At 72.2% G+C, this 21,484-nt stretch carries 19 protein-coding genes and 1 tRNA gene; 11 read left to right on the top strand and 9 right to left on the bottom strand.

The genetic code is table 11. The features are described from left to right. Positions 1-65: 65 nt before the first annotated feature. From hemC to NAF06_RS08745, 4 genes are all read left to right on the top strand, one after another. Positions 66-1,220 carry a hydroxymethylbilane synthase gene (gene hemC / locus NAF06_RS08760; RefSeq protein ID WP_008584223.1) on the top strand — a complete coding sequence of 385 codons (1,155 nt, stop codon included), beginning with the start codon at positions 66-68 and terminating at the stop codon, positions 1,218-1,220. Continuing rightward, the gene (cobA, locus tag NAF06_RS08755; RefSeq protein ID WP_008584225.1) at positions 1,213-2,127 is read left to right on the top strand and encodes a uroporphyrinogen-III C-methyltransferase; all 915 of its coding nucleotides are present in this window, start codon (positions 1,213-1,215) and stop codon (positions 2,125-2,127) included. Before hemC ends, cobA begins: the two co-directional genes overlap by 8 nt. Continuing rightward, positions 2,124-2,900, top strand: a complete 777-nt coding sequence (locus NAF06_RS08750; protein WP_049908788.1) for a uroporphyrinogen-III synthase — start codon at positions 2,124-2,126, stop codon at positions 2,898-2,900. The genes cobA and NAF06_RS08750 overlap by 4 nt, the downstream gene beginning before the upstream one ends. A gap of 242 nt (positions 2,901-3,142) precedes the next feature. Beyond that, positions 3,143-3,544 carry a hypothetical protein gene (locus tag NAF06_RS08745; RefSeq protein ID WP_008584229.1) on the top strand — a complete coding sequence of 134 codons (402 nt, stop codon included), beginning with the start codon at positions 3,143-3,145 and terminating at the stop codon, positions 3,542-3,544. On the opposite strand, the gene NAF06_RS08740 is transcribed toward NAF06_RS08745, so the two are convergent. The 3 genes from NAF06_RS08740 to NAF06_RS08730 all read right to left on the bottom strand — a co-directional run bounded on the left by NAF06_RS08740 (position 3,545) and on the right by NAF06_RS08730 (position 7,005). After that, entirely contained in the window at positions 3,545-4,630 is a 1,086-nt protein-coding gene (locus NAF06_RS08740; RefSeq protein WP_008584231.1) for a DUF4382 domain-containing protein, read from the bottom strand. It abuts the gene before it with no gap. A 126-nt stretch (positions 4,631-4,756) separates the two neighbouring features. Next, positions 4,757-6,082, bottom strand: a complete 1,326-nt coding sequence (locus tag NAF06_RS08735; protein WP_008584233.1) for a 5'-deoxyadenosine deaminase — start codon at positions 6,080-6,082, stop codon at positions 4,757-4,759. Between the two features lie 422 nt (positions 6,083-6,504). Continuing rightward, entirely contained in the window at positions 6,505-7,005 is a 501-nt protein-coding gene (locus tag NAF06_RS08730; RefSeq protein ID WP_008584236.1) for a CBS domain-containing protein, read from the bottom strand. A 98-nt stretch (positions 7,006-7,103) separates the two neighbouring features. Between NAF06_RS08730 and NAF06_RS08725 the strand changes: the two genes are divergently transcribed. Both NAF06_RS08725 and NAF06_RS08720 read left to right on the top strand, forming a co-directional pair. Continuing rightward, positions 7,104-7,598, top strand: coding sequence for a metal-dependent hydrolase (locus NAF06_RS08725; protein ID WP_008584238.1), 495 nt, complete (start codon positions 7,104-7,106; stop codon positions 7,596-7,598). Positions 7,599-7,881: 283 nt separating this feature from the next. Further along, positions 7,882-8,154: a hypothetical protein gene (locus tag NAF06_RS08720; RefSeq protein ID WP_008584241.1), complete on the top strand. Its 273-nt coding sequence runs from the start codon at positions 7,882-7,884 to the stop codon at positions 8,152-8,154. 80 nt (positions 8,155-8,234) lie between these two features. Here NAF06_RS08720 and NAF06_RS08715 read toward each other — a convergent pair. Continuing rightward, positions 8,235-8,388, bottom strand: a tRNA-Met gene (locus tag NAF06_RS08715). A gap of 203 nt (positions 8,389-8,591) precedes the next feature. On the opposite strand from NAF06_RS08715, the gene NAF06_RS08710 reads away from it, so the two are divergent. Beyond that, a complete protein-coding gene (locus tag NAF06_RS08710; RefSeq protein ID WP_008584243.1) occupies positions 8,592-9,953 on the top strand; it encodes a DUF7115 domain-containing protein in 1,362 nt (453 codons plus the stop codon). A gap of 106 nt (positions 9,954-10,059) precedes the next feature. Next, positions 10,060-11,295, top strand: a complete 1,236-nt coding sequence (locus tag NAF06_RS08705) for a mechanosensitive ion channel family protein (RefSeq protein WP_192813808.1) — start codon at positions 10,060-10,062, stop codon at positions 11,293-11,295. 27 nt (positions 11,296-11,322) lie between these two features. Here the strand turns inward: NAF06_RS08705 and NAF06_RS08700 are convergent, their stop codons facing one another. From NAF06_RS08700 to mutS, 4 genes are all read right to left on the bottom strand, one after another. Further along, entirely contained in the window at positions 11,323-11,841 is a 519-nt protein-coding gene (locus NAF06_RS08700) for a hypothetical protein (protein WP_008584247.1), read from the bottom strand. 89 nt (positions 11,842-11,930) lie between these two features. Next, positions 11,931-13,265, bottom strand: coding sequence for a right-handed parallel beta-helix repeat-containing protein (locus NAF06_RS08695; RefSeq protein ID WP_008584249.1), 1,335 nt, complete (start codon positions 13,263-13,265; stop codon positions 11,931-11,933). A gap of 241 nt (positions 13,266-13,506) precedes the next feature. Continuing rightward, entirely contained in the window at positions 13,507-15,351 is a 1,845-nt protein-coding gene (gene mutL, locus NAF06_RS08690) for a DNA mismatch repair endonuclease MutL (protein WP_008584251.1), read from the bottom strand. Then, positions 15,341-18,286, bottom strand: coding sequence for a DNA mismatch repair protein MutS (gene mutS / locus NAF06_RS08685; protein ID WP_008584253.1), 2,946 nt, complete (start codon positions 18,284-18,286; stop codon positions 15,341-15,343). Before mutS ends, mutL begins: the two co-directional genes overlap by 11 nt. 106 nt (positions 18,287-18,392) lie before the next feature. Between mutS and NAF06_RS08680 the strand changes: the two genes are divergently transcribed. After that, positions 18,393-18,962, top strand: coding sequence for a J domain-containing protein (locus NAF06_RS08680; RefSeq protein WP_008584256.1), 570 nt, complete (start codon positions 18,393-18,395; stop codon positions 18,960-18,962). Between the two features lie 32 nt (positions 18,963-18,994). Here the strand turns inward: NAF06_RS08680 and NAF06_RS08675 are convergent, their stop codons facing one another. Beyond that, positions 18,995-19,681 carry a molybdenum cofactor guanylyltransferase gene (locus tag NAF06_RS08675; protein ID WP_049908798.1) on the bottom strand — a complete coding sequence of 229 codons (687 nt, stop codon included), beginning with the start codon at positions 19,679-19,681 and terminating at the stop codon, positions 18,995-18,997. Between the two features lie 150 nt (positions 19,682-19,831). Here NAF06_RS08675 and pdxS point away from each other — a divergent pair, with 150 nt between their 5' ends. Then, positions 19,832-20,740, top strand: a complete 909-nt coding sequence (gene pdxS, locus NAF06_RS08670; RefSeq protein ID WP_008584260.1) for a pyridoxal 5'-phosphate synthase lyase subunit PdxS — start codon at positions 19,832-19,834, stop codon at positions 20,738-20,740. Between the two features lie 61 nt (positions 20,741-20,801). After that, positions 20,802-21,353: a hypothetical protein gene (locus tag NAF06_RS08665; protein ID WP_008584262.1), complete on the top strand. Its 552-nt coding sequence runs from the start codon at positions 20,802-20,804 to the stop codon at positions 21,351-21,353. The last annotated feature ends 131 nt before the right edge of the window (positions 21,354-21,484 follow it).

Here is a 21,484-nt window from a genome sequence, read left to right as displayed (position 1 = left end):
CGTGACGCCGACACCGAGGCGGCCGAACTGGTGCGCTTTTGAACGCGGGGGACCTCACTCCGCGTATGACCGAAACGCTCAGGCTCGCGACCCGCGGGTCGGATCTCGCCCTCCGACAGGCCGAGACCGTCCGCGAGGCGCTGTCGAGCCGTCGCCGCGACGTCGAACTCCGGCAGGTGGAGACGCGCGGCGACCAGATCCCCGACGAACTGATCCACCGCCTCGGGAAGACGGGGGCGTTCGTGCGCGCCCTCGACGAGGAGGTGCTCGCCGGCGACGCCGACCTCGCCGTCCACTCGCTGAAGGACCTCCCGACCGAGGAGATGGAGGACTTAGTCGTCGCGGCCGTCCCCGAGCGCGCCCCCTCTGGGGACGTGGTCGTCACCCCCGACGGACTCGGCATCGAGGACCTCCCCTCGGGGGCCGTCGTCGGCACCGGCTCGCTCCGCCGCGGCGCGCAGATCCGGGCGGCCCGGCCGGACCTCACGGTCGAACCGATCCGCGGTAACGTCGACACCCGACTGGAGAAGCTGCTCGCGCCGGGCCTCCAGGCGGAACACGAGCGACGGCTGATCGCCGCCGGCGAGATCGCCGCGGAGACGGCGGAGGGCGAGGAGTCCGGGGGCGAGGCGGACGAAGGCGACGGAGACGACGACGGCGAGGAGTCGGACGAGGAGTTCGACGAGAGCGTCGAGGAGTGGTTCGACTCGCTGTCGGACCTCGAACGCGCCGCGATGGAGCGGAAGGTCGAGACGGAGTACGACGCGCTCGTCCTCGCGGAGGCCGGCCTCCGTCGCTCGAACCTCTTCCACGAGGTGGAGACGACGCGGCTCCCGCGCGAGGAGTTCGTCCCCGCGGCGGGGCAGGGCGCGATCGCGGTCACCGCGAGCGACCCCGACGTGATCGAGGCGGTGCGCGAGGCGGTCGACCACCCGCGGACCCGCGTGGCCGTCACCGTCGAGCGGACGATCCTCGGCGAACTCAACGGCGGCTGCGTCGCGCCGATCGGCGTCTCCGCGCTCGTCAAGGGCGAGCACGTCCACGTCCGGGCGCGAATTCTCTCGACGGACGGGACCGAGGAGGTGGTCGACACCCACGACCTCCCGATCCGCTCGCACGCGACGGCCGCCGCGGAGTTCGCCGCCGACCTCGCGGACCGCGGCGCGGACGACCTGATCGCCGAGGCGCGTGAAGAGGCGGGGGCGGAGAGCGATGAGTGAGGGCGACAGCGGCGCGGGAACCGGACCGGGGGCCGGCGGCGACGAGCCGCCGACCCGCGGCCGCGACGACGCGGTCGGCACCGTCTTCCTCGTCGGCTCCGGGCCGGGGGACCCGGACCTGCTGACGGTGAAGGCGAAGCGGCTGATCGAGTCGGCCGACGTGGTCCTCCACGACAAGCTCCCCGGCCCCGAGATCCTCAGCGAGATCCCCGAGGCGAAACGCGAGGACGTGGGGAAGCGCGCCGGCGGCGAGTGGACGCCGCAGGAGTACACGAACCGGCGCATGGTCGAACTGGCCGAGGAAGGGAACCGCGTCGTCCGGCTGAAGGGCGGCGACCCGTTCGTCTTCGGTCGGGGCGGCGAGGAGGCCGAACACCTCGCCGAGGCGGGGGTCCCCTTCGAGGTCGTCCCCGGCGTCACCTCCGCCATCGCCGGGCCGGCGGTCGCCGGGATCCCCGTCACGCACCGCGATCACGCCTCCTCCGTCTCCTTCGTCACGGGCCACGAGGACCCGACGAAGGACGAGTCCGCCGTGGACTGGGACGCGCTCGCGGCGACCGGGGGAACCATCGTCGTGCTGATGGGCGTCGGCAAGCTGCCGGCGTACACCGCCGAGCTCCGCGACGCCGGCCTCGACGGCGACACGCCGGTCGCCCTCGTCGAGCGCGCCACCTGGCCCGACATGCGGGTCGCGACCGGCACGCTCGACACCATCGTCAACGCCCGCGACGAGGCGGGGATCGAGCCGCCCGCGATCACCGTGATCGGCGACGTGGCCGCGACCCGCGACCGCGTCGTGACGTTCCTCGAAAACGCCGGCTCCGCGCCGGTCCGGTCGGCGAGTGGGGCAGAAGGCGCGGCGGACGACGGAGACGATACACCGACCGGCGGGGGTGACGGGGCGTGAGCAGCGGCGGAGATCGCGGGCCGCGCGTGGCCGTCTTCCGCCCCGACGACGAGCGGATCGAGTCGGCGGTCGAACTGCTCCGGTCGCTCGGCGCGGAGCCGGTCGCGGACCCGATGCTCGAAGTCGAGCCGACGGGGGCCGTCCCGGCCGACGCGCCGCTCGTCGTCCTCACGAGCAAGACCGGGGTCGAACTGGCCGCCGAGGCGGGCTGGAACCCCGGCGACGCCGACTTCGCCGCCATCGGGCCGGCGACGGCGGCGGCCGCCCGCGAGGCCGGCTGGACCGTCGACGTGGTTCCCGAGGAGTACACCTCCGCCGGGCTCGTCGCGGCGCTCGAAGGGCGCGTCGCGGGCGAGCGCGTCGTCGTCGCCCGCTCCGATCACGGGAGCGACGTGCTGCTCGACGGGCTCCGCGAGGCCGGCGCTGACGTGACCGAGACCGTGTTGTACCGGCTCTCTCGGCCGGCGGACGCCGGCGGCTCGGCGGAGTCGGCGGCGGCCGGCGATCTCGACGCGGTCGCGTTCACCTCTTCGCTGACGGTCGAGAACTTCCTCGCGGCGGCCGCCGACCGCGGCGTCGGCGACGAGGCGCGCGCCGGACTGACGGACGCGGTCGTCGGGGCGATCGGTCCGCCGACCGCCGAGACGGCCGCCGAGAACGGCGTCGAAGTCGACGTCGTCCCCGACGAGGCGTCGTTCGAGGCGCTCGCGACCGCGGTCGTCGACGCGCTCGACGGCGAGAGCGGAGGCGACGCCGACCCCGACCAACGGTAGCCCCGTTCGCCCGTCGCGGTCGGTCTGGTCGACGTACCGCAGAGGCGACACGTCCGCGAACCGATCGTCGGTTCCGAATCTCTCGGGCGAAAACGGGACTCGGCGGGCTCGTGAACGGTCGCGGGAGAACCCGTATTCGGAGGCTATACGCTCTGTTCGCGGAGTCAGCGTGTCTAACCCCAGATATCAGTAGTGATATTCCGAGCCGCGGTTTTATAATCAAGAGTATGATATCGAAGGGCATGGAACCGAGCGAGCGCTGGCTGCTGCGGGTCGAGGACGGCGTCCTCGTCGTCGAGTTCCCTCACGGGACTGGACTGAGCCCCGCGGACGGCGAGGCGCTGCTCGATCGGTGGCGGGAGGCGGCCACCTCCGACGCGGTCGAGGCCGTCGTGATCGTCGTGCGGACGAGCCGGGCGTGTTCGGACGCCGGGCGGCGGGCGCTCCGCGAGTCCGCGCAGATCGCCGTCGCCCGCGGCGTCGACCGCTTCGCCGTCGTCGGCCAGCGCTCCAAGCGCCGGTACCTCAAGCGGACCATCGACGTCGAAGGAGTCGACACGGAGGCGTTCAACAACGACGACGCGGCGCTGCGGTGGGCGAAGTGCCCGTCGCGGATCGCCTCGTCGGCCGAGACATCCTCGTAGTCAGTTCCCGCTCGCGGTCTGGTTTCCGCCGTCGTCGGTCTGGTTTCCGCCGTCGTCGGTCTGGTTTCCGCCGTCGTCGGTCTGGTTTCCGCCGTCGTCGGTCTGGTTTCCGCCGGTAGCGTCGTCTTCCTCGGGGTCGTCCTCTTCGGATTCCTCGTCCTGCTCTGATTCTTCGTCCTCGTCGTCCTCCTCGTCGATCTCGTTGACCTCGACGTCCCGCCCCGCGACGCCGCTGCCCGAGATCACGGGCCTGAGGATGTAGCCGTTGTTCGGCCCGCGCTTGACGACGTTGATGTCGAAGACGAAACTGACCGGCTCGTCGGGGGTGACCTCGAAGCCGTTCGTGATCTGGAGCTTCTCGCTCGGGAGCTTCACCTCGACCTCGTTCCCGTCGACGATCCCCTGAACGTCGGAGACGTCGAGTTCGATCTTCTCGTAGCTTCCCGCCGGGAGCTCACCGTCGAACACGGCGATCGCGTCGTCCTCGATCACCTGCGTGAGGTCGACGGTCGCGCCGTCGAGGTCGACGACCGCGTAGCCGCGGTCGCCCGCCTCGTCTCCGTCACCGTCTGCTTCCTCCTCGTCGCCTCCTTCCTCCTCGTCTCCGTCACCGTCGGCTTCCTCCTCGTCGTCCTCGTCCGCCTCCTCGGTCCCGTTCGGCGAGTCGCCCCCCGTCTCGGTCTCATTACCGGTCGGATCGGACTCGTTGCCCCCGACGTCTTCGTCGTCTTCGGTCTCGTCGTCCTCCGCATCCCCTTCGTCGTCCCCCTCATTTTCGTCATCGTCCTCCGCGTCGTCCTGCGACTCGAAGATCCGGGCCTCCGAGAGGGTGACGTTCAGTTCGTCGAAGTCGCCGATGTCGGCGGGCGCGTCGCTGATGAGCAGCCGGAAGTTGCCGGTGAGCGTCTCGGAGCCGTCGGAGCCGTCCGAACCGTCGGACGGAGCGGTTTCGTCCGCTCCGGCACAGCCCGCGAGCAGCGTCGCGCTCGCGCCGGCACCGAGGGCCACGAACTCGCGTCGCCGGAAGCGGTCGGTCGAGTCGTCCTGCGTGCGGTCGCCGCCTGTCGTCCGCGGTCGGTCCGTCATGGTGACTCACCGAAGGGGCTCCACACGGGTATAAAATCGAGTTCCTCTGTCCGATTTCACGCGGATCAAGCCCGTTTTGCGCGTCGTTCGCGGTCGTTCGTCCCGAGTCCGTCGAGTCCGGGTCGGTCAGAGCGTCGCCGTCTCGATCCCCGCCTTCTCGACGACGCGCTCCGCCTGCCGAGCGGCGCGCTCGCGGACCGCGGCGGCGTCGACGCCGACGTGTTCGCCGTCGGCGTAGCGGACCTCGCCGTCGACCATCGTGAAGACCACGTCGTCGCCGTGGGCGGCGTACACCAGATGCGAGAGGGGATCGTGGAGCGGCGTCGCCCGGGTCAGGTCGGTCGTGATCCCGATCACGTCGGCGCGCTGTCCCTCTCGGAGGGTCCCGAGGCGGTCGAAGCCGGCCGCGCGAGCGCCGCCCTCCGTCGCCATCTCCAGCACGGTCGCGGCCGGGAGCCGCGTGGGGTCGCGGGCGTCGACCTTCCCGAGGAGGCTCGCCTGCCGCATCTCGGTGAAGGGGTCGAGCGTGTTGTTACACGGCGGGCCGTCGTTGCCGAGCGCGACCGTGATCCCCCGGTCGAGGTAGTCCTGAACCGGGGCGATCCCCGAGGCGAGTTTCATGTTCGAGGAGGGGCAGTGGGTGACGACCGTGTCCGTCTCGGCGAGCACCTCGCGCTCGCGCTCGTCCGTGTGGACGCAGTGCGCGAGCGTCACGTCCGGGCCCGTCAGCCCGACCTCGTCGAGCCAGAGCACGTTCCGCTTCCCCGTGTCGGCCTCCACCGTCTCGATCTCGTCCTCGTTCTCGCTCGCGTGGGTGTGGATCGTCACGCCGTCGTACCGGTCGACCAGCTCGCGGCAGCCGCGCAGGCACGCCTCGGTACAGGTGACGGCGAACCGCGGCGTGACCGCGTACCGGACGCGGCCGTCCGCCGCGCCGTGGTACTCCCGGATGAGGGCCTCGCTCTCGGCGAGCGCCGCGTCGGTCTCCTCTAAGAGCCCGTCCGGCGAGTCGCGGTCCATCAGCACCTTGCCGAGCCGGGCCCGGATCCCGGTGTCGATCGCGGCCTCGAACGCCTCCGCGGCGTGGTTCACCGAGAGGTGATCGACGACGGTCGTCGTCCCCGATTCGAGACACTCCAAGTAGCCCAGCTCCGCGGCCGCCCGGGTCGCCTCGGCGTCCATCGCCGCCTCCATCGGTAACACGGCGTCGAACAGCCAGTCCAGCAGGGCGGCGTCGTCGGCGATCCCGCGCCCCAGCGACTGGACGGAGTGAACGTGGCCGCCGACGAGCCCCGGCGCGACGATGTCGAACTCGCGGCGCTCGTGGTCGGGGTAGCGCTCGCGGAGGGCGCTCTCCTCGCCGACCGCGGCGATCGTGTTCCCCTCGACGACGACAGCGCCGTCGGGGACGACGGTGTCGGAGTCGGCGACGACGGTTCCGGCTATCAGCATATCCGTCCGTTCCTGTCGGTCGGTGTATAAGAGGCTGTCCGTTCGACGCCCGGCCGCCGAGCCGCGTCCCGACTACTGATCGGGACGAAACCACGTCTCGGGCGGTGGCGCGTGCCTCCGAGCGTGCCGCCGAAGGCGGCCGCGAGGAGCACGCGCGAGGGACGCGGTGAGCGCCCGGAGGGCGCGAACCGCGAGGCTGGGGGGGTGTGAGGTGCGGTGCTGTGCCGGGCGGGAATCGAAGGGGCAGCCGGGAGGGCAGCGCAGGCGACGGCAGGACCGCAGCGAGTGAGCAACGCGAACGAGCGAGGACCGCACCGAGCGTGCGCTGCCCTCCCGGCTGGGGCTTCGGCGGTGTTCACCATCGGGTTAGCGTCGCTCACGCGGAATCGGGCGACCAACCCGTCGGAGCCGAATTCGTCCCCTCAGTCCAGTCGCTTGTCGCGGAACGCGCGTATCACGTCCTGTCGCGCGATGATACCGACGATCCGTCCCTCGTCGTCGACCACGGGGACGCGGTTGATGTCGGGGTCGTCTCCGACGAGGAGGTCCAGCACGGCGTCGACGCTCGCGTCGGGCGTCACCGTCGCCACGTCCGCGCTCATCACCTCGGAGATCGGGCGGTCGGCGTTGCGGACCATGTCGACGCCGAGATCGAGGTCGGCCCACGGCCGCTTCACCTGATACGAGAGGGTGTCCACGAACGGCGGGAGGCCGATGGGGATCCACAGCGTCTCGTCTTCGGGCTCGAACAGGTCCACGAGGTCGGACTCGGTGATCACGCCGACCACCCGCTCGTCGTCGTCGACGACGGGGAACCCGCTGAACTCGTAGCGGGCGAACCGCTTGAACACCTCGGCGACATCGTCGTCCGGCGACACCGTCTTCACGTCCGATTCCATCAGGTCGCGGGCGGTCAGCGTCATAGCGGACGGTCACGGCGGGAGGCCGTAGTCGTTTCGACCAGAAGTTGCGACGGGAATCCGACGTAACGGACTTACGCAGCGGGAACCCAGTCGATCACATGTACCGCAACGGCCACGTCGGGGTGTCGCTCCTCCTCTACGCGCCGTTCGGCTTTCTCGTCGCCGCGCTCGTCTCGGCCGAGACCGGGGCGGTCGGCGCGCTCGCCGTGGCGTCGATGGCGACGGTGCCGGACCTCGACGTGCGCGTCCCGCTCGTGAAACACCGGGGGATCACCCACACCGTCTGGTTCGCGCTGCTCGTCGGGGCCGCGTTCGAGGTCCCCGGGTTAGCGCTCGGGGTTCAGACCGGCATCGGCGACGCCCTCCTATTCGGCGGCGTCGGGTTCCTGTTCGGCGCGGGAACGATCGCTTCGCACCTCCTCGCCGACGCGCTCACGCCGATGGGGATCCGGCCGTACGCGCCCGTGAGAGACACCGAGTACACGCTCGATCTGGTCACGGCCGCGAACCCGGTCGCAAACTACGCGCTCCTCGGACTCGGCGGCGTCGCCGCCGCGGTCGCGCTCGTCGCCGGCGGAGCGCTTCCGGTGTGAGGTCGTTCGGCCGCCCGGCGGACCGAGAAGCGGGCAGGGCCGGGAAGCGGGCTGAACCGAGAGGCGGACTGGACCGAGAGGCGGGCTGGACCAGAAAACTGGGCGGCGGATCGGACATGACGTTTACTTGCCAGTAGCCGATCCTCTTCGTATGACCAACCGCGACGAGTCGTCGACCGGCCGAGTGCGGGCAAACGAACGAACGAACCGTCGAAGCCGTCCGGAGTCGGACCGGTGTGAGCGCGGAGCGTTCGCGGTGACTCGACGGGTCTGACACACGGTCATGGAACGACTGTACGTTTTCAGCGGCGCGCTCGCGGTGATCGGGCTGTCGACCGGAATGCCGGCGATCCGATCGCTCGCTGCCGGCGACCACGGCGTCGGGGTGCTACTCGCGGCGGTAGGCGGAGTCGTGTTGGTCGCCACCGCCGGCTACGAATCGGTGCGGACCGATCCGGAGGAGTTCACCGTTCCCGGGGGCGGCCTCTTGCTGTTGATCGGTGCCGCCTGTCTGACTCTTCTCGGAACCGTCCTCTCGGAGCTGCCCGGAGTCTGAACCGACGCCGACGCGGTCGTTCTGCGGACGGATCCGTCGCTCGAAAAGTTCCTTGACCGCCGCGATGGCGAAGCGAGATATGGCCGGGGTGGGCTCCGAACCCACGATCTCCGCATGTCCCAGGTCCGAGGCTCGGCGGAGCCACGGGAAGGACGCGGACGCTTCCAAGGCGTCACCGCACCGAATCTCTGAACCCTATGAGTGCGGCGCTATGTCCAGCTAAGCCACCCGGCCTTACTCTTTCGTACCGCGATGAGACTCTTTAACCTTCCCATCCGTCGGAAGGTTGTGAACCGATCGCAGATCGCCGCGGGCGACGCGTCGGGGGATCGGCAGGTCAAATTCGACCCGCGGTCGCCGACGGGATCGCGGCCACGTCCGGTCGCGTTCGCCGCCGACCCAGCGGATTTATGCCGGGCGCGGCGCATCCCGGGCGTATGAGCCTTCCCGAACTGCTCGCGGGGACCGTCGGCGACGAGAGCGTCGTCGCCGAGGTGCCGCTGGGCGGCGGCGATCGACTCGCGGTCACGCCCACCCGGACCCTCGTCTACCGCGGTGACGGACTCCTGTCCGACGAGTCCGTCGACGAGTACGGCCACGACGTCGAGCGCATCGAGGTCTCGACGGGCCGCCGCAAGGCGAAGATCACCCTCGGGTACGGTCTCGACGGCGACGAGACCCTCTCGGTCCCCGCGAAGCGCGTCGACGACGTCCTCCATCCGATCCTCGCCGGCGTCCTCTCGGAGAGCGGCGTCACGGGCGCGGGCGAGACCGTCCTGCGCACCTTCCGCTTCTCCGAGCTCACGCTGATCGTCACCAGCGAGCGGCTGGTCAAACACGTCGGGTCGGCGGTCTGGGACTCCGAGTTCGAGGAGTTCCACTACGCGGACCTCACCGGCCTCGACTTCGAGGAGGGGACCGTCGCCACGGCAGTCGTCCTCGCGCACGGCGGGCGCTCGGAGCGGTTCAAGGCACCGAACGAGTCCGCCCGGGCGGTCCGAGAGACGCTCGCCGACGCGGTGTGTTCGTTCCACGGCGTCGACAGCCTAGAGGAGTTCCGCGTCGCCGCCGAGGGGGAAGAGTCGGCGACGGACGCCGACCCGAGCGGCACGACCGACTTCGGCGAGGGACCGGACCCGCTCTCGGCGTCCCCCGTCGCCGACGCGGAGGCGGAGAGCAACGGACCGGAGGCGGGCCCCGGCGAGGCGTCCGGGGCCGCCGACCCCGCGTCCCGGTCGGAGCCGGCCGTAGACGCCGGGGCGGACGCCGCGGAGGCCGACCCCGGAGAGGCGTCGGCCACGGATCCGTCCGGGCCCGACCCGTCCGCCGCCGACTCGACGACCACGGGACCGTCCGGAGCGGGCGACGACGACCCGCTCGACGGGGACCCGCTGGACGCGGACCCGCTCGCCGCGGACGCGACCGTCGACGGCGCGGCCACCGGCGACGCCACCGAACCGGACGCCGGCGACGCGGAGGGGACGACGGCCGCGTCCGTCGCCGAGGAACTCGAGCGGGAGCCGGGAGACGACGCCGCGTCGGCGGTCGACGACCCCGCGACCGCCGACCCCGTCTCCGAGGCCGGAGCGGTCGGCGGCGACGCGGTCCCGGACGACGACGCGGTCCCGGACGACGACGCGTTCGACGGGTCGCCGTTCGAGAGCGCCGGCGTCGAGGACGCGGACCTCGCGAGCGAGGTCGCCGCGCTGCGGCGGACCGTCGAGGCGCAGTCCGAGCGGCTCGACCGGCAGTCGACCCTCATCGAGCAGCTTATCGAGGAGCTTCGGCGGGGCCGGTGACCGGGGGAGTCGCCGCCGCACCGCGCCGCGCCGAAGGGCCCGGCACGATTCTCGTCGTTGAGACTCGCGTCGAACGCGTTATCCGGCCGGCGACGAACTCACGACCGTGATAGGCGGACTGGGCACGCGGGTCGGTGCGGTGTTGAGCGATATCTCGACCACGGGGGGGCGGCTAGCGGTCACCGCCGGTATCGCCCTCGTGACGCTCGCGGTCGGCTGGCTGCTGCTTCCCAAGGCCGTGCGCGCCGGAGAGCGGACGGTCTCGGGGTGGATCGAGCGGCTCCTCGACGGGCGAATGGACGGCTCCGCCGCCGGGGCGATCGAGACGCTCCGCGAGGGCGTTCCCGGGTCGTTCCTCCTGCGGATGGCGGTCGGCCTCTCGCAGCTCGGGCTGTTCGCGCTCGCCGCCGTCGCCGTCCTGACGGTGTGGGGGCGCTTCGACGTCGTGGTCGCGGCCCTGCCGGTCGCCGAGAACGCCGTCAGGGTCGGGGGACAGGTGCTCGTCTCGGCGCTGCTGCTCGGCGGGGCGTACGTCGCCAGCGACGCGCTGGAGTCGTACGTCGCCGACATGTCGGCCGACAGCGACCGGATCACGGCGCATCAGGAACAGCTCCTCACCCGGCTCGCGCAGGTCGGCCTGCTGATCCTCGCCGGGATAACGGTGCTCGGCATCTGGGGCGTGAACCTCGGCGGACTCTTGGTCGGAGCCGGCTTCCTCGGGATCGTCCTCGGGATGGCGGCCCGGCAGACGCTGGGGTCGCTCATCGCCGGCTTCGTCCTGATGTTCGCCCGCCCCTTCGAGATCGGCGACTGGGTGGAGATCGGCAACGAGGAGGGGTTCGTCACGGACATCACGATCATGAACACCCACATGCGCAACTTCGACGGGGAGTACGTCGTGGTGCCCAACGACCTCGTCGCCAATCAGGCGATCACGAACCGGAGCCGCGAGGGCCGGCTCCGGATCCACATGGAGGTCGGGATCGGCTACGACGACAACCCCGACGAGGCGGCGGAGATCGCCGAGGAGGTCCTCGACGGGATCGACCCCATCGCCAACAACCCGCAGCCGTACGCGATCCCGTCCGGGTTCGGCGACTCGGCGATCCTGCTCGACCTCCGCTTCTGGATCGATCCGCCGACGCCGCAGGCGCGGTGGCGGTCGAAGGCGATTGCGGTCGAGCGGATCCAAGACCGCTTCGCCGACGCCGGCATCTCGATCCCGTACCCGCAGCTGACGGTCTCGTACCCGCCCGAGACGGCGGAAGAAGCGGAGACGGTCGAGCGCGTTGAGCGGATCGACGAGGAGGCCGACGGGCGGTCGGGCGACCGGCCGGCCTGAAAATACCCGCCGACCCGACCGCCCTCGCTATCGGTCGGAGGGACCGGTGTAGCCGCTCGGAAGCTGTGCGCCGCGTCCGGTGAACAGCCGCTCGAACTGTTCGATGCGGTCCAATACGTAGCTGAGCGCCGCAGTGAGCGAGTCCGCGCCGATGGACAGCAGGTGGCGCGCGCCCTTCGTCCGGTCGGCGTGATAGAAGCTGATCTCCCCTTCCGGCCTGGTGTTGCGCTCGGGCATCACCACGAGGTCCTGTCTGGTCGGCCCGTGTCGGAACACGAGCACGTCCGTGAGCGAGTCCGCGCCGTAGGTGACCACGTCGTGGAGGACGCTCCACTTCGCCGGCGTCTCCTCCGCGAGCGCCTCCGCGTCGACGACGTTCCGCATCGTCGTCGCCGTCGAGACGCCCTCCAGCGTCGCCCCGCGTCGCTCCCGAAGCCACGTGAGCAGCCGCTGGACGAGGTCTCGCAGCCCGTCAGGAGCCGAGAAGCGGCCCGCTGACCGCTCCCGCGGCAGCGACCCCCGCGTCACTTCGGTCCGCTCTCCCATACGAGTACCCCCGGTCTCATCGTGTTAATAGATACCGGTCGGGATCACGACCGAGCGCGGTGGGGGTCCCGCGGTCGAGAGCCACCGGTTCAGGCGTCGCGCGTGACGTTCAGGTCCGTCCGCACGTTCTCCGCGAACGGCGACTCCCTGACGTCGATCTGCGTGTCGTTGGCCCGGAGCGCGTTCGTCGCGACGACGCCGTCCGCGCCCGACCGGACGAGGACCCCGGTGTCGCAGTCGTTGATCGCGTTCCCGGTGACGGTGAAGCTGTACGGGCGCTTCGTCCGCCGGTACTCCTCCTCGTCGCTCTCGTCGACGGGGACGGTCCGGGAGATGAAGCCGACGCCGCAGTTCTCGACGTGGTTGTTCGCGACCGTGACGTCGAGGGAGGTCTCGTCCGTCGTCCCGGCCACCTCGTCGCTCAGGTGCGTCTCCTTGTACTCGATCTCGAGGCCGGCCTCCCCGCCGGGGTCGGCAGCGATCGGCTCCAGTTCGAGGTCGCGGCAGACGTTCCCGACGATCGTCCCCTGCTGAGACGGCGAGCAGGCGATGAGGCTGTGGCCGCCGCGGTAGCAGACGTTGCCGACGACGCCGAAGTTCGCGGCGTTGTACGGGGCGATGTTGTTGAACGTCACGTCGCTGACGCGGTTGCCCCGTATCAGCACGTCTCGCGAGCGCCGGAGGTCGAGGTCGTCGCGGGCCCCGCGGCTGGTGATCCCGTACCAGTTGGGGTCTATCACCTCGTTGTCGCGGACGACGACGTTCTCGCAGTCGGCGAACGACAGCGCCATCTGGAACCCGTTCACCGTCCGGTTGTCGGCGATCAGCAGTCCGTCGCAGCCCGCCGCCTGTATCGCGTGGTTGTCGAGGCGGGTGCCGTTCGCGTCGAACTCGATTCCGGTCACCGCGGCGTCGTCGCCGCGGACCCGGATCAGGTCGTGGCCGACGTCGAGTTCGCGCTCGGTGAACCCGACCCGCGACCCCGTCGCGGACGCGACGAACCGGGTGCCGGAGCCGCCGGTCAACAGCGTCGCGTCGCCCATCTCCGCGGGACCGCCGAACGTGAACTCGTCCGTGTCGGCGACGACCGTCCCGCCGTCCTCGGGGACCTCGTCGAAGGCGTACTGGAACGCCTCCTCGGCGTTTCCGTCTGCCCTGACGGTGAACTCGACGCCGCCCCTTCCGCCGCTCGCGACCCGGTACTTGCCGTTCGAGCGGTACACGTGGTAGGTCTCGCCGGACGGGGGCGGGCCGCCGCTCTCCGGACCGCCGTTCCCCGGGCCGTTCCCTCCCGGGCCGTGGTGACTCGCCAGTCGTTCGAAGACCGATCCCAGTCCGGTCGCCGCGCCGACGCCGCCGACGAAGGAGCGTCGACTCGACGCGGCGACCGGCGATGCCGTCGATCGCGCGGTGTCAGAGTCCATCCGTTCTGTCTCGTGGTTCCGGTCGCGTTCGTTCGCGGGTCCCGTGACCCGATCCGTCCGTCTCGTGGGCGGTGTCCCACGAGATTCCCCTCTACCAGAGATTAAATGAACGCTGCTATGAGCGGACCATACCTCTCAATAGCGGTCAGATCCGGTGGGATCCGGCGTGCCGGACTCGTCTCGGACCGCGGCAGCGACCCCGGACGGGCCGCCGCCGAGCCACCGCGGGCTCACCCCCGAGTCACCGGTTCCGGCCGAACCCGGCCGCGAACGTCGCCGCGTCGACGGAGAGGACGGTGGGACGGCCGTGCGGGCAGGCGTACGGGCGGTCGCACTCTCCGAGGCGGTCGAGGAGGTCCCGGAGGTCGGCGTCGTCGAGGTCCTCGAAGTCCCCCCGCTTCAGCGAGGGGTGACAGGCCAGATCCGCGAGCAGGGCGTCGCGCGCGTCTCCCGACGCGCCTCGGCCGCCGGCCGACCCGGACAGCGCCGCGAGCGCGTCGCGGAAGGCGTCCGCGTCCGCGGTCCGGCCGAACGGCGCGGGGACCGTCCGCAACCGGCGGGTCCCGCCGCCGAACGCCTCGGTCTCGAAGCCGAGCGCGGCGAGGTCGTCGGCGTGGGCCCGCGCGGCCGCCGCCTCGTCGGTCGACAGCGAGACGGTCGCCGGCGGGTCGAGCGCGGCGGTCGGCACCGGCTCGCCGTCGAACGCGCGGGCGAGCCGCTCGTAGTTCACGCGCTCGTGGGCGGCGTGCCCGTCGATCACGAGCAGGTCGTCGCCGGACTCGACGAGGACGTACAGGTCGCGGAACGCGCCGATCGGCTCGGCGTCCGCGAACGCGCCCGCCCGCGAGCCGTCCTCGTCGCCGACCGGGTCGAGCGCCGATTCGAGGTCGGTGGCCACGCCCGCGGAGCGCCGGAGGTCCGCGCCGGTGAGCGCGTCCGCGACGACGGACGCCACCGCGTCCGCGACCGCGTCGGCGTCGCGGAGCCCCACCTCCCGCTTCGCCGGGTGGACGTTCGGGTCGACGCGGCCGGGCGGGAGCGACACGTCGACCGCCGCGACCGGCTCGCGACCGTCCGGGAGGAGGCGGCCGTACCCCTCGCGGACCGCGGCCGCGAGCCGGTCGTTCCGGACCGGCCGGCCGTTGACCGAGACGCGGACGTGGTCTCGCGTCGCCCGGGTGACCGACGGGTACGCCAGCGCGCCCGAGACGGCGACGTCGACGGGCTCCGGTCCACCGCCGGCCGACTCCCCGCCGATCTCGACGCTGGCGGAGACGGCCGTCGACCGGCTCGCGGTGTCGCGGTCGTACACGCCGAGCAGGGCGTCGGTCCGGTCGGTGCCGGGCGTCGTCAGCGTCGTCGAGCCGTCGTGTTCGAGCGAGAACGCGACCGAGGGGTTCGCCAGCGCGTAGTCCGCGACCAGCGAGGAGATCCGCGCGAACTCGGCGTTCGCGCCCGCCAGCGACTCCCGGCGGGCCGGCCGCGTCGCGAACAGGTCCTCGACGACGACCGTGGTCCCTTGGGCGCGACCCGCCGGTTCGACCGCGGGGTCCGGCCCTTGCGGGTTCCCGGCGGCCTCCGCCGTCCCGTCGACGACGACCCGCGTGCCGACCCCGTCGCCCGGACTCGTCACGAGTTCGAGCCGAGCGGCCTCGGCGACCGCCGCGAGCGCCTCGCCGCGGAAGCCGAGCGACTCGACGCCGACCGGGTCGCCGTCGGGCGGTAGCTTGCTCGTCGCGTGGCGCTCGACGGCGCGGGCCGCGTCGGCCCGCGTCATCCCCCGGCCGTCATCCGCGACGCGGATCCGGTCGGTGCCGTCGCCGTCGACGGCGATCTCGACCCGGGACGCGCCGGCGTCGAGCGCGTTGTCGACGAGTTCGCCGACGACCCGCGCCGGCCGCGTCACCACCTCGCCGGCGGCGATCCGGTCCACCGTCTCCCGGTCGAGCCGGCGGACGCGGTCGTCGGCGTCGCTCCCGTCCGCGTCGTCTGCGGCGCGGTCGTCGGCGGCGCGGTCGTCGTCGCCGGCACGGTCGGCACGGTCGCCGCCGGAAACCCCGCGCCCGCCGTCCCGGTCACCCGTCATCGTCGGCTCGCGACTGGAGGTCGTGGAGGGCGTTCAGCGCCTCTATCGGCGTCATCCGCGCGAGGTCGAGGTCGCGGAGCGCCGCCACGACCTCGCTGGCGGCGTCGGGCGCGACCGCCCGGTCCGCGTCGCCCGGGGCGTCCGCCCGACTCCCGGCCGACTCCCGGCCGTTCCGGCCGCTCGGCCCGCCTTCGCCGTCTCCCGGGTCGTCCGCGGACTCCTCGGCGAGGAACTCGCGCAGCGACGCGTCGGTGTCGTCCGTTCCGTCCCCGCCGTCGTCGGTCCCGTCCTCGTCCTCCTCGTCCGGCGGTTCCTGATTCGAAGGCCCCCGACTCGAAGCCCCGTCGACGGCCGGGTCGCCGGCCCCGGTCCCGACCCCGACCACATCCGGCTCCCCCCGCCGGTCGCCCTCCTCGGCGGCGACGAGGTCCCGGGCGCGGTCGACGACCGGGCCGGGGACACCGGCGAGCTCCGCGACCTCGACGCCGTACGACGACGAGGAGGCTCCTGGGACGACCCGGTGGAGGAACGTCACGTCGCCGTCCTCGCGGGTGGCGGTGAAATGGAGGTTGAAGACGCGCTCGCGCTCGTCCGCGAGGTCCGTGAGCTCGTGGTAGTGGGTGGCGAACAGCGCGGTCGCGCCCAGTTCGTCGTGGAGGAACTCGGCGGCCGCGCGGGCGATGGCGCGGCCGTCGGTGGTGGCCGTCCCCCGCCCGACCTCGTCCAGGAGGACGAGCGAGTCGGGCCCGGCGTCGTGGAGGATCTCCGTCAGCTCGCTCATCTCGCGCATGAACGTCGACTGGCCGCCGGCGATGTCGTCGGAGGCTCCAACGCGGGTGAACACGCGGTCGAAGACGGGCAGAGAGGCGGCCTGCGCGGGGACGAACGACCCCGTCTGGGCCAGGACGACCGCGAGCGCGACCGACCGCATGTACGTCGACTTCCCGCTCATGTTCGGCCCCGTGATCACGGCGACCGAGCCGCGCGGCAGGTCCGCGTCGTTCGGGACGAACGACTCCTCCGTCCGCTCGACGACGGGGTGTCTACCGCCTTCGATCGCGATCCCGGCGTCTGCGTCTGCCCCGGAACCGCCCCGCAGTTCGGGGCGGACGTAGTCGTGTTCGACCGCGACCGTCGCCAGCGAGGCGAGCGCGTCGAGTTCGGCGAGCGCGTCCGCGAGTTCCTGAATCCGCTCGGTCTCGCTCGCGACGCGCTCGCGGACGTCGACGAACAGCTCGTACTCCAAGGCGTCCGCGCGCTCCGCGGCCCCGACGATGGCCTCCTCGCGCTCCTTCAGCTCCGGCGTGACGTACCGCTCGCTGTTCTTCAGGGTCTGTCGGCGGCGGTAGTCGTCGGGGACGCGGTCGGCGTTGGCGTCGGTCACCTCGATGTAGTAGCCGTGGACCTGGTTGTGCCCGACCGACAGCGAGTCGATCCCGGTGCGCTCGCGCTCGCTCGCTTCGAGGTCCGCGACCCACCGGCGGCCCTCGCGCTCGGTGGCCCGGAGGTCGTCGAGGTCGTCGTCGAACCCCTCACAGATTACGCCGCCCTCGGTGATCTCCTGTGGGGGGTCGGTCGCGATCGCGTCGTCGATCAGCTCGCGGACCCCGGACAGCTCGTCGAGGCGGTCGCGGAGGTCGCTGAGGCGGTCCGTTCGGGGGTACTCGGCGTCGTCGTCTCCCTCGGCCTCGGACCCGCCGTCCGCCACCCGCTCACCGTCCACGCCCACCTCGCCGTCCGCCCCCGCGAGCGTCGCCTTCAGCTCCGGCACGATCGCGAGCGTCCGGCCGAGCGAGCGCAGGTCGCGGGCGTCGGCCCGCCCCCGCGAGACCCGGCTCACGAGGCGTTCGAGGTCGTAGGCGGTCGCGAGCGCGTCGGCGACCCCCTCGCGGGCGAGGCTCCGGTCGGCGAGTTCGCCGACCGCGTCGTGGCGGCCCCGGATCGCGTCGGCGTCGACGAGGGGCCGCCGGAGCCAGCGCTCCAGACAGCGCCGGCCGAGCGCGCAGTTCGTCTCGTCGAGCGCGTCGAACAGGGTGTCGCTCGCCCCCAGCCCGCGGTTCTCGAACAGCTCGAGGCTCCGCTGGGCGGCAGCGTCGAGCCGGAGGCGGTCGCGGGGGTCGTACCGCCGAATCCGCGTCACGTACGAGAGCGGGCCGTCGTCGCCCTGCGTGTACTCGGCGTACGCGAGCACCGCGCCCGCCGCCCGCAGTTCAGCGTCCGCGTCGAAGCGGCGCTCGGGTGCCGGGAGGTACGGCTCCAGCCGCTCGGCCGCGGTCCGGCGGTCGAAGGCGTCGGCGTCGTACTCGTGGGTCTCCCAGCCGCGCTCCGCGTCGCTCGGCTCGAACGCCGGCGCGGCCGGTCCCGCGATGAGTTCTGCCGGCGCGATCCGGTCGAGCTCGCCCGCGACCGCGTCCCGATCGCCCGACGTGACGAGGCACTCGCCGGTCGAGACGTCGACGGCGGCGAGGCCGACGACGCCGTCGGACTCGGTCACGGCCGCGACGTAGTTCGTCGTGCCGGCCTCCAGGAGGTCGTCCTCGACGACGGTCCCGGGCGTGATCACCTCGGTGACCGCGCGGTCGACGAGCCCGGAGGCCTGCTCCGCGTCCTCGACCTGATCGCCGAGCGCGACGCGGTAGCCCGCGTCGAGCAGCGATTCGAGGTAGGGGGCCGCGTTGTCGATGGGGATCCCGGCCATCGGGTAGTCGCCGGTGGAGTCGGACCGCTCGGTCAGCGTCACCTCGCAGACCCGCGCGACCGCCTCGGCCGCCTCGCAGAACGCCTCGTAGAAGTCGCCGACCTGAAACAGGACGAGGGCGTCCCCGTGGGCGGCACAGAGGTCGGCGTACTGCGAGAGCATCGGCGTGAGCTCCTCGCGGGCGGCCGCGATTCCGGGCGGCAGCCCCGTCACCGTCTCTCGGTCCGCCGGTTCCATACCCCGTACCCGGGCGGCCGCGGTCATAAACGGTGCGGAGGCGACGCCGGCCCGCAGGGCAGTCCGTCGGCGAGAGCCTTACGGTTCTGCGACCCCGAATGCGGCCGTGACGAACCGAACGATCGTCGTGGGGCTCGCCGGGACGTTCGTCGGCATGACGGCGCTCCTCGTGATCGCCGGGATCGTGCTCCACCCGATCGCGTTGGCGCTCGCGGTGCCGTTCGGTGCCGTCTCGTACTTCCTCTGGTACCACGCCAGCGGCCGCCTCCGCGATCAGGCCCGGCGGTCCGCCGAGCAGGCGGGGCCGACGGAGCGCGAGCGCGCCAGACAGCGCGCCCGCGCCGAGGCCAACCGGGAGCGCGCGTACCGCGCCGCCGGCGCTGCCGACGGGGGTCGCGGCCCGGGTGCGGGGCCGGGCGGGAGTCGGCGCGGCGCTCGCGGTCCGGGCGGTCCCCGCGGCTCCGGGGCGAGGGGTCCCCGAGATCGCGCGCCGTCGACCGACCGGATGACGGAGCGCGAGGCGTACGAGACGCTCGGCCTCGACCGCACGGCCGACGGGGAGACGGTGCGCCGGACGTACCGCGAGCGCGCGAAGCGGCTCCACCCGGACGGCGAGGACGGCGACGAGGAGGAGTTCAAGCGGCTCAACGAGGCGTACGAGACGCTGACCGACTGACGCCGCGGCCGGCGGCCCCACTTCTCTCCGGTTCAGGCGGCGTCGGCCGCGGCAGCGACCGCCCGCTCCGCCTCGTCAAGCTCCGGCCGCGTGTTGACGTTCGTGAACGTCAGTTCGGCCGTCAGCGACCGGATCGCCTCGTCGTCGACGACGACGGCGTCCACCTGGTCCACCAGCGCGAGCACCTTGCGGTCGCCGCGGTCGAGCGCACGCTGACAGGCCTCCGCCGCCGACTCGGCCGCGTACACCGCCTGCGTCGTCTGATACCAGCGGTCTTCGAGCCGCGGGACGGCCGCCTCGGCCCCCGACTCCGCGACCGTCTCGCGCATCGCCGCGAGGAAGGCGGGGTCGACGAACGGCATGTCGCAGGCGACGACGGCGGCGTACGGCTCGGTCGCGGCCCGGCAGGCGTTCCCGATTCCGGCCAGCGGCCCGAGGTCCGGTTCCTCGTCGATCGCCCAGCGGACGGGGAGCGGAACGCCGGACAGCGCCTCGGCGATCGCATCCCGCTGGTCGGGGCGGCAGTTGACGGCGAGTTCGTCGACGACCGCGTCGCCGCCGCTGGCGCGGTCGGCCCCGGGCGGAACCGGGTCGTCGGTCCCCGCGAGCCGGTCGGCGACCCGGCGGACCATCGGCACGCCGGCGATCCGTGCGACGGACTTGTCCGCGTCGCCGAAGCGCGTCGAGCGCCCGCCGGCGAGGATCGCTCCGGTAGTCACGACCGTCACTCGGACGGGCGGGGACTTCGCCGTTGCGGTGGTTCCGAGCGAGCGGCGACCCCCCGAACGGGTTCGGGCGCGAGCGGCGCTCTTGACCGTCCATCCCCCCGAAAGCGACCCGTTAAGTGGCCGGCGACCCTACCAGTATTCATGCCAGAGGCCACGGACTTAGAGGAGCTGAAGCGCGGGACCGAGCTTGTCAAGCGCGGCTTCGCGCAGATGCAGAAGGGCGGCGTCATCATGGACGTCGTCAACCGCGAACAGGCCCGGATCGCGGAGGACGCGGGCGCGGTCGCCGTGATGGTGCTCGAACACGTGCCGGCCGACATCCGCAAGCGCGGCGGCGTCGCGCGGATGCCCGACCCCGAGCGCGTCCCCGAGATCATCGACGAGGTCTCCATTCCGGTGATGGGGAAATCGCGGATCGGCCACCGCAAGGAGGCGGAGATCCTGGAGGCGCTCGGCGTCGACATGATCGACGAGTCGGAGGTGCTCACGCCCGCCGACGACGAGTACCACACCGACAAGCGCGACTTCACCTCGCCGTTCGTCTGCGGGGCCCGGAACCTCCCCGAGGCGCTCCGGCGCATCCACGAGGGCGCGGCGATGATCCGGACGAAGGGCGAGGCCGGCACGGGCGACGTGAACCAGGCCGTCAAACACCAGCGCACCATCAAAAATCAGATCCGGACGCTCACCGGTCTCAACCACGAAGAGCGCGAGAAGTGGGCCCGCGAACACGGCGCGCCCCGCGACCTGGTCCACGAGACCGCCGAGGCCGAGCGGCTCCCGGTCGTCAACTTCGCGGCCGGCGGCATCGCGACGCCCGCCGACGCCGCGCTGATGATGTACCACGGCTGCGACGGCATCTTCGTCGGCTCCGGCATCTTCGGGGCGGAGGACCCCGCGGCGATGGGCAACGCCATCGTGGAGGCCGTTAACAACTGGGACGACCCCGAGGAGCTCGCCCGGATCGCCAGCGGCACGGGCAAGGGGATGAAAGGGCAGTCCAACGAGGACATGGAGGAGGAAGAGCAGCTCCAGGGCCGCGGCGTCTGAGCGGTCGAACGGACTCGCAGTCGGCACAAGACGTATTTTCCCGGGCATCGGGCCACACGACGTGAGCCCTCCCGGCGACTCGCCCGACAACGACCGACTCGGTAGCGACAGTCTCGACGGCGATCTCGCGGACAGCGATCGGTCCAGTAGCGGTCGGCTCCGCCGACACGTCCTCGGCGACCGCCGTCCGCGCCGGCTCCTCCTACTGTCGGTCGGGGTCCTGCTCGCGGTCGCGTCGGTCGCGTTCCTCGCGGGAGCGAGCGTCGGCCTCTACGCCTTCTTCGGCTGGCTCGTGATCGCGCCGGCGATCGCCGTCGCCGCCGGGTTTTTCGGAGCGGGCCTCGCGTCGACTGTCGGGTCGCTCGGTCTGATCGCCGTCTGGGGATACACGTTTCCGCCGCTGGTGGGGCTCCTCACCGGCGAGTGGACGGGCGGCTCCCGGTACACCTACCCGCGGATGCTTGGATTCGCGCACGGGTCGGCCCGGGCCGAACTGATGGGCGGGCTGGAGTCGGTCGTCGAGTTCGGCCTGCCGCTCGCGGTCGCGCTCGGGGCCGTCGGCTATGCGGTCGGCATCGCGGTCCGACTGGTGGCGCGTCGCGCGGCCGCGTGACGAGCGATGAATCGATATCCGCCCACCACGGACCACGCGGCCACCGAACGGACGACACCACCGGTGGTGTGCGTGCGTCGATACCGCGGCTTCCGGCTCGTGTACGGGGTATGCGACGAACCGCGGGTGAA

Origin of the sequence: Halorubrum hochsteinianum (assembly GCF_023702125.1) — an archaeon.
Lineage (GTDB): Archaea > Halobacteriota > Halobacteria > Halobacteriales > Haloferacaceae > Halorubrum > Halorubrum hochsteinianum.
This window is presented reverse-complemented; position numbering and strand designations above follow the sequence as displayed.

Bases quoted from the DNA above. Each gene is read 5' to 3' on its own strand.
- hemC (WP_008584223.1), top strand. From the start codon at position 66: ATGACCGAAACGCTCAGGCTCGCGACCCGCGGGTCGGATCTCGCCCTC.
- cobA (WP_008584225.1), top strand. From the start codon at position 1,213: ATGAGTGAGGGCGACAGCGGCGCGGGAACCGGACCGGGGGCCGGCGGC.
- NAF06_RS08745 (WP_008584229.1), top strand. From the start codon at position 3,143: ATGGAACCGAGCGAGCGCTGGCTGCTGCGGGTCGAGGACGGCGTCCTC.
- NAF06_RS08740 (WP_008584231.1), bottom strand. From the start codon at position 4,630: ATGACGGACCGACCGCGGACGACAGGCGGCGACCGCACGCAGGACGAC.
- NAF06_RS08735 (WP_008584233.1), bottom strand. From the start codon at position 6,082: ATGCTGATAGCCGGAACCGTCGTCGCCGACTCCGACACCGTCGTCCCC.
- NAF06_RS08730 (WP_008584236.1), bottom strand. From the start codon at position 7,005: ATGACGCTGACCGCCCGCGACCTGATGGAATCGGACGTGAAGACGGTG.
- NAF06_RS08725 (WP_008584238.1), top strand. From the start codon at position 7,104: ATGTACCGCAACGGCCACGTCGGGGTGTCGCTCCTCCTCTACGCGCCG.
- NAF06_RS08720 (WP_008584241.1), top strand. From the start codon at position 7,882: ATGGAACGACTGTACGTTTTCAGCGGCGCGCTCGCGGTGATCGGGCTG.
- NAF06_RS08710 (WP_008584243.1), top strand. From the start codon at position 8,592: ATGAGCCTTCCCGAACTGCTCGCGGGGACCGTCGGCGACGAGAGCGTC.
- NAF06_RS08700 (WP_008584247.1), bottom strand. From the start codon at position 11,841: ATGGGAGAGCGGACCGAAGTGACGCGGGGGTCGCTGCCGCGGGAGCGG.
- NAF06_RS08695 (WP_008584249.1), bottom strand. From the start codon at position 13,265: ATGGACTCTGACACCGCGCGATCGACGGCATCGCCGGTCGCCGCGTCG.
- mutL (WP_008584251.1), bottom strand. From the start codon at position 15,351: ATGACGGGTGACCGGGACGGCGGGCGCGGGGTTTCCGGCGGCGACCGT.
- mutS (WP_008584253.1), bottom strand. From the start codon at position 18,286: ATGGAACCGGCGGACCGAGAGACGGTGACGGGGCTGCCGCCCGGAATC.
- pdxS (WP_008584260.1), top strand. From the start codon at position 19,832: ATGCCAGAGGCCACGGACTTAGAGGAGCTGAAGCGCGGGACCGAGCTT.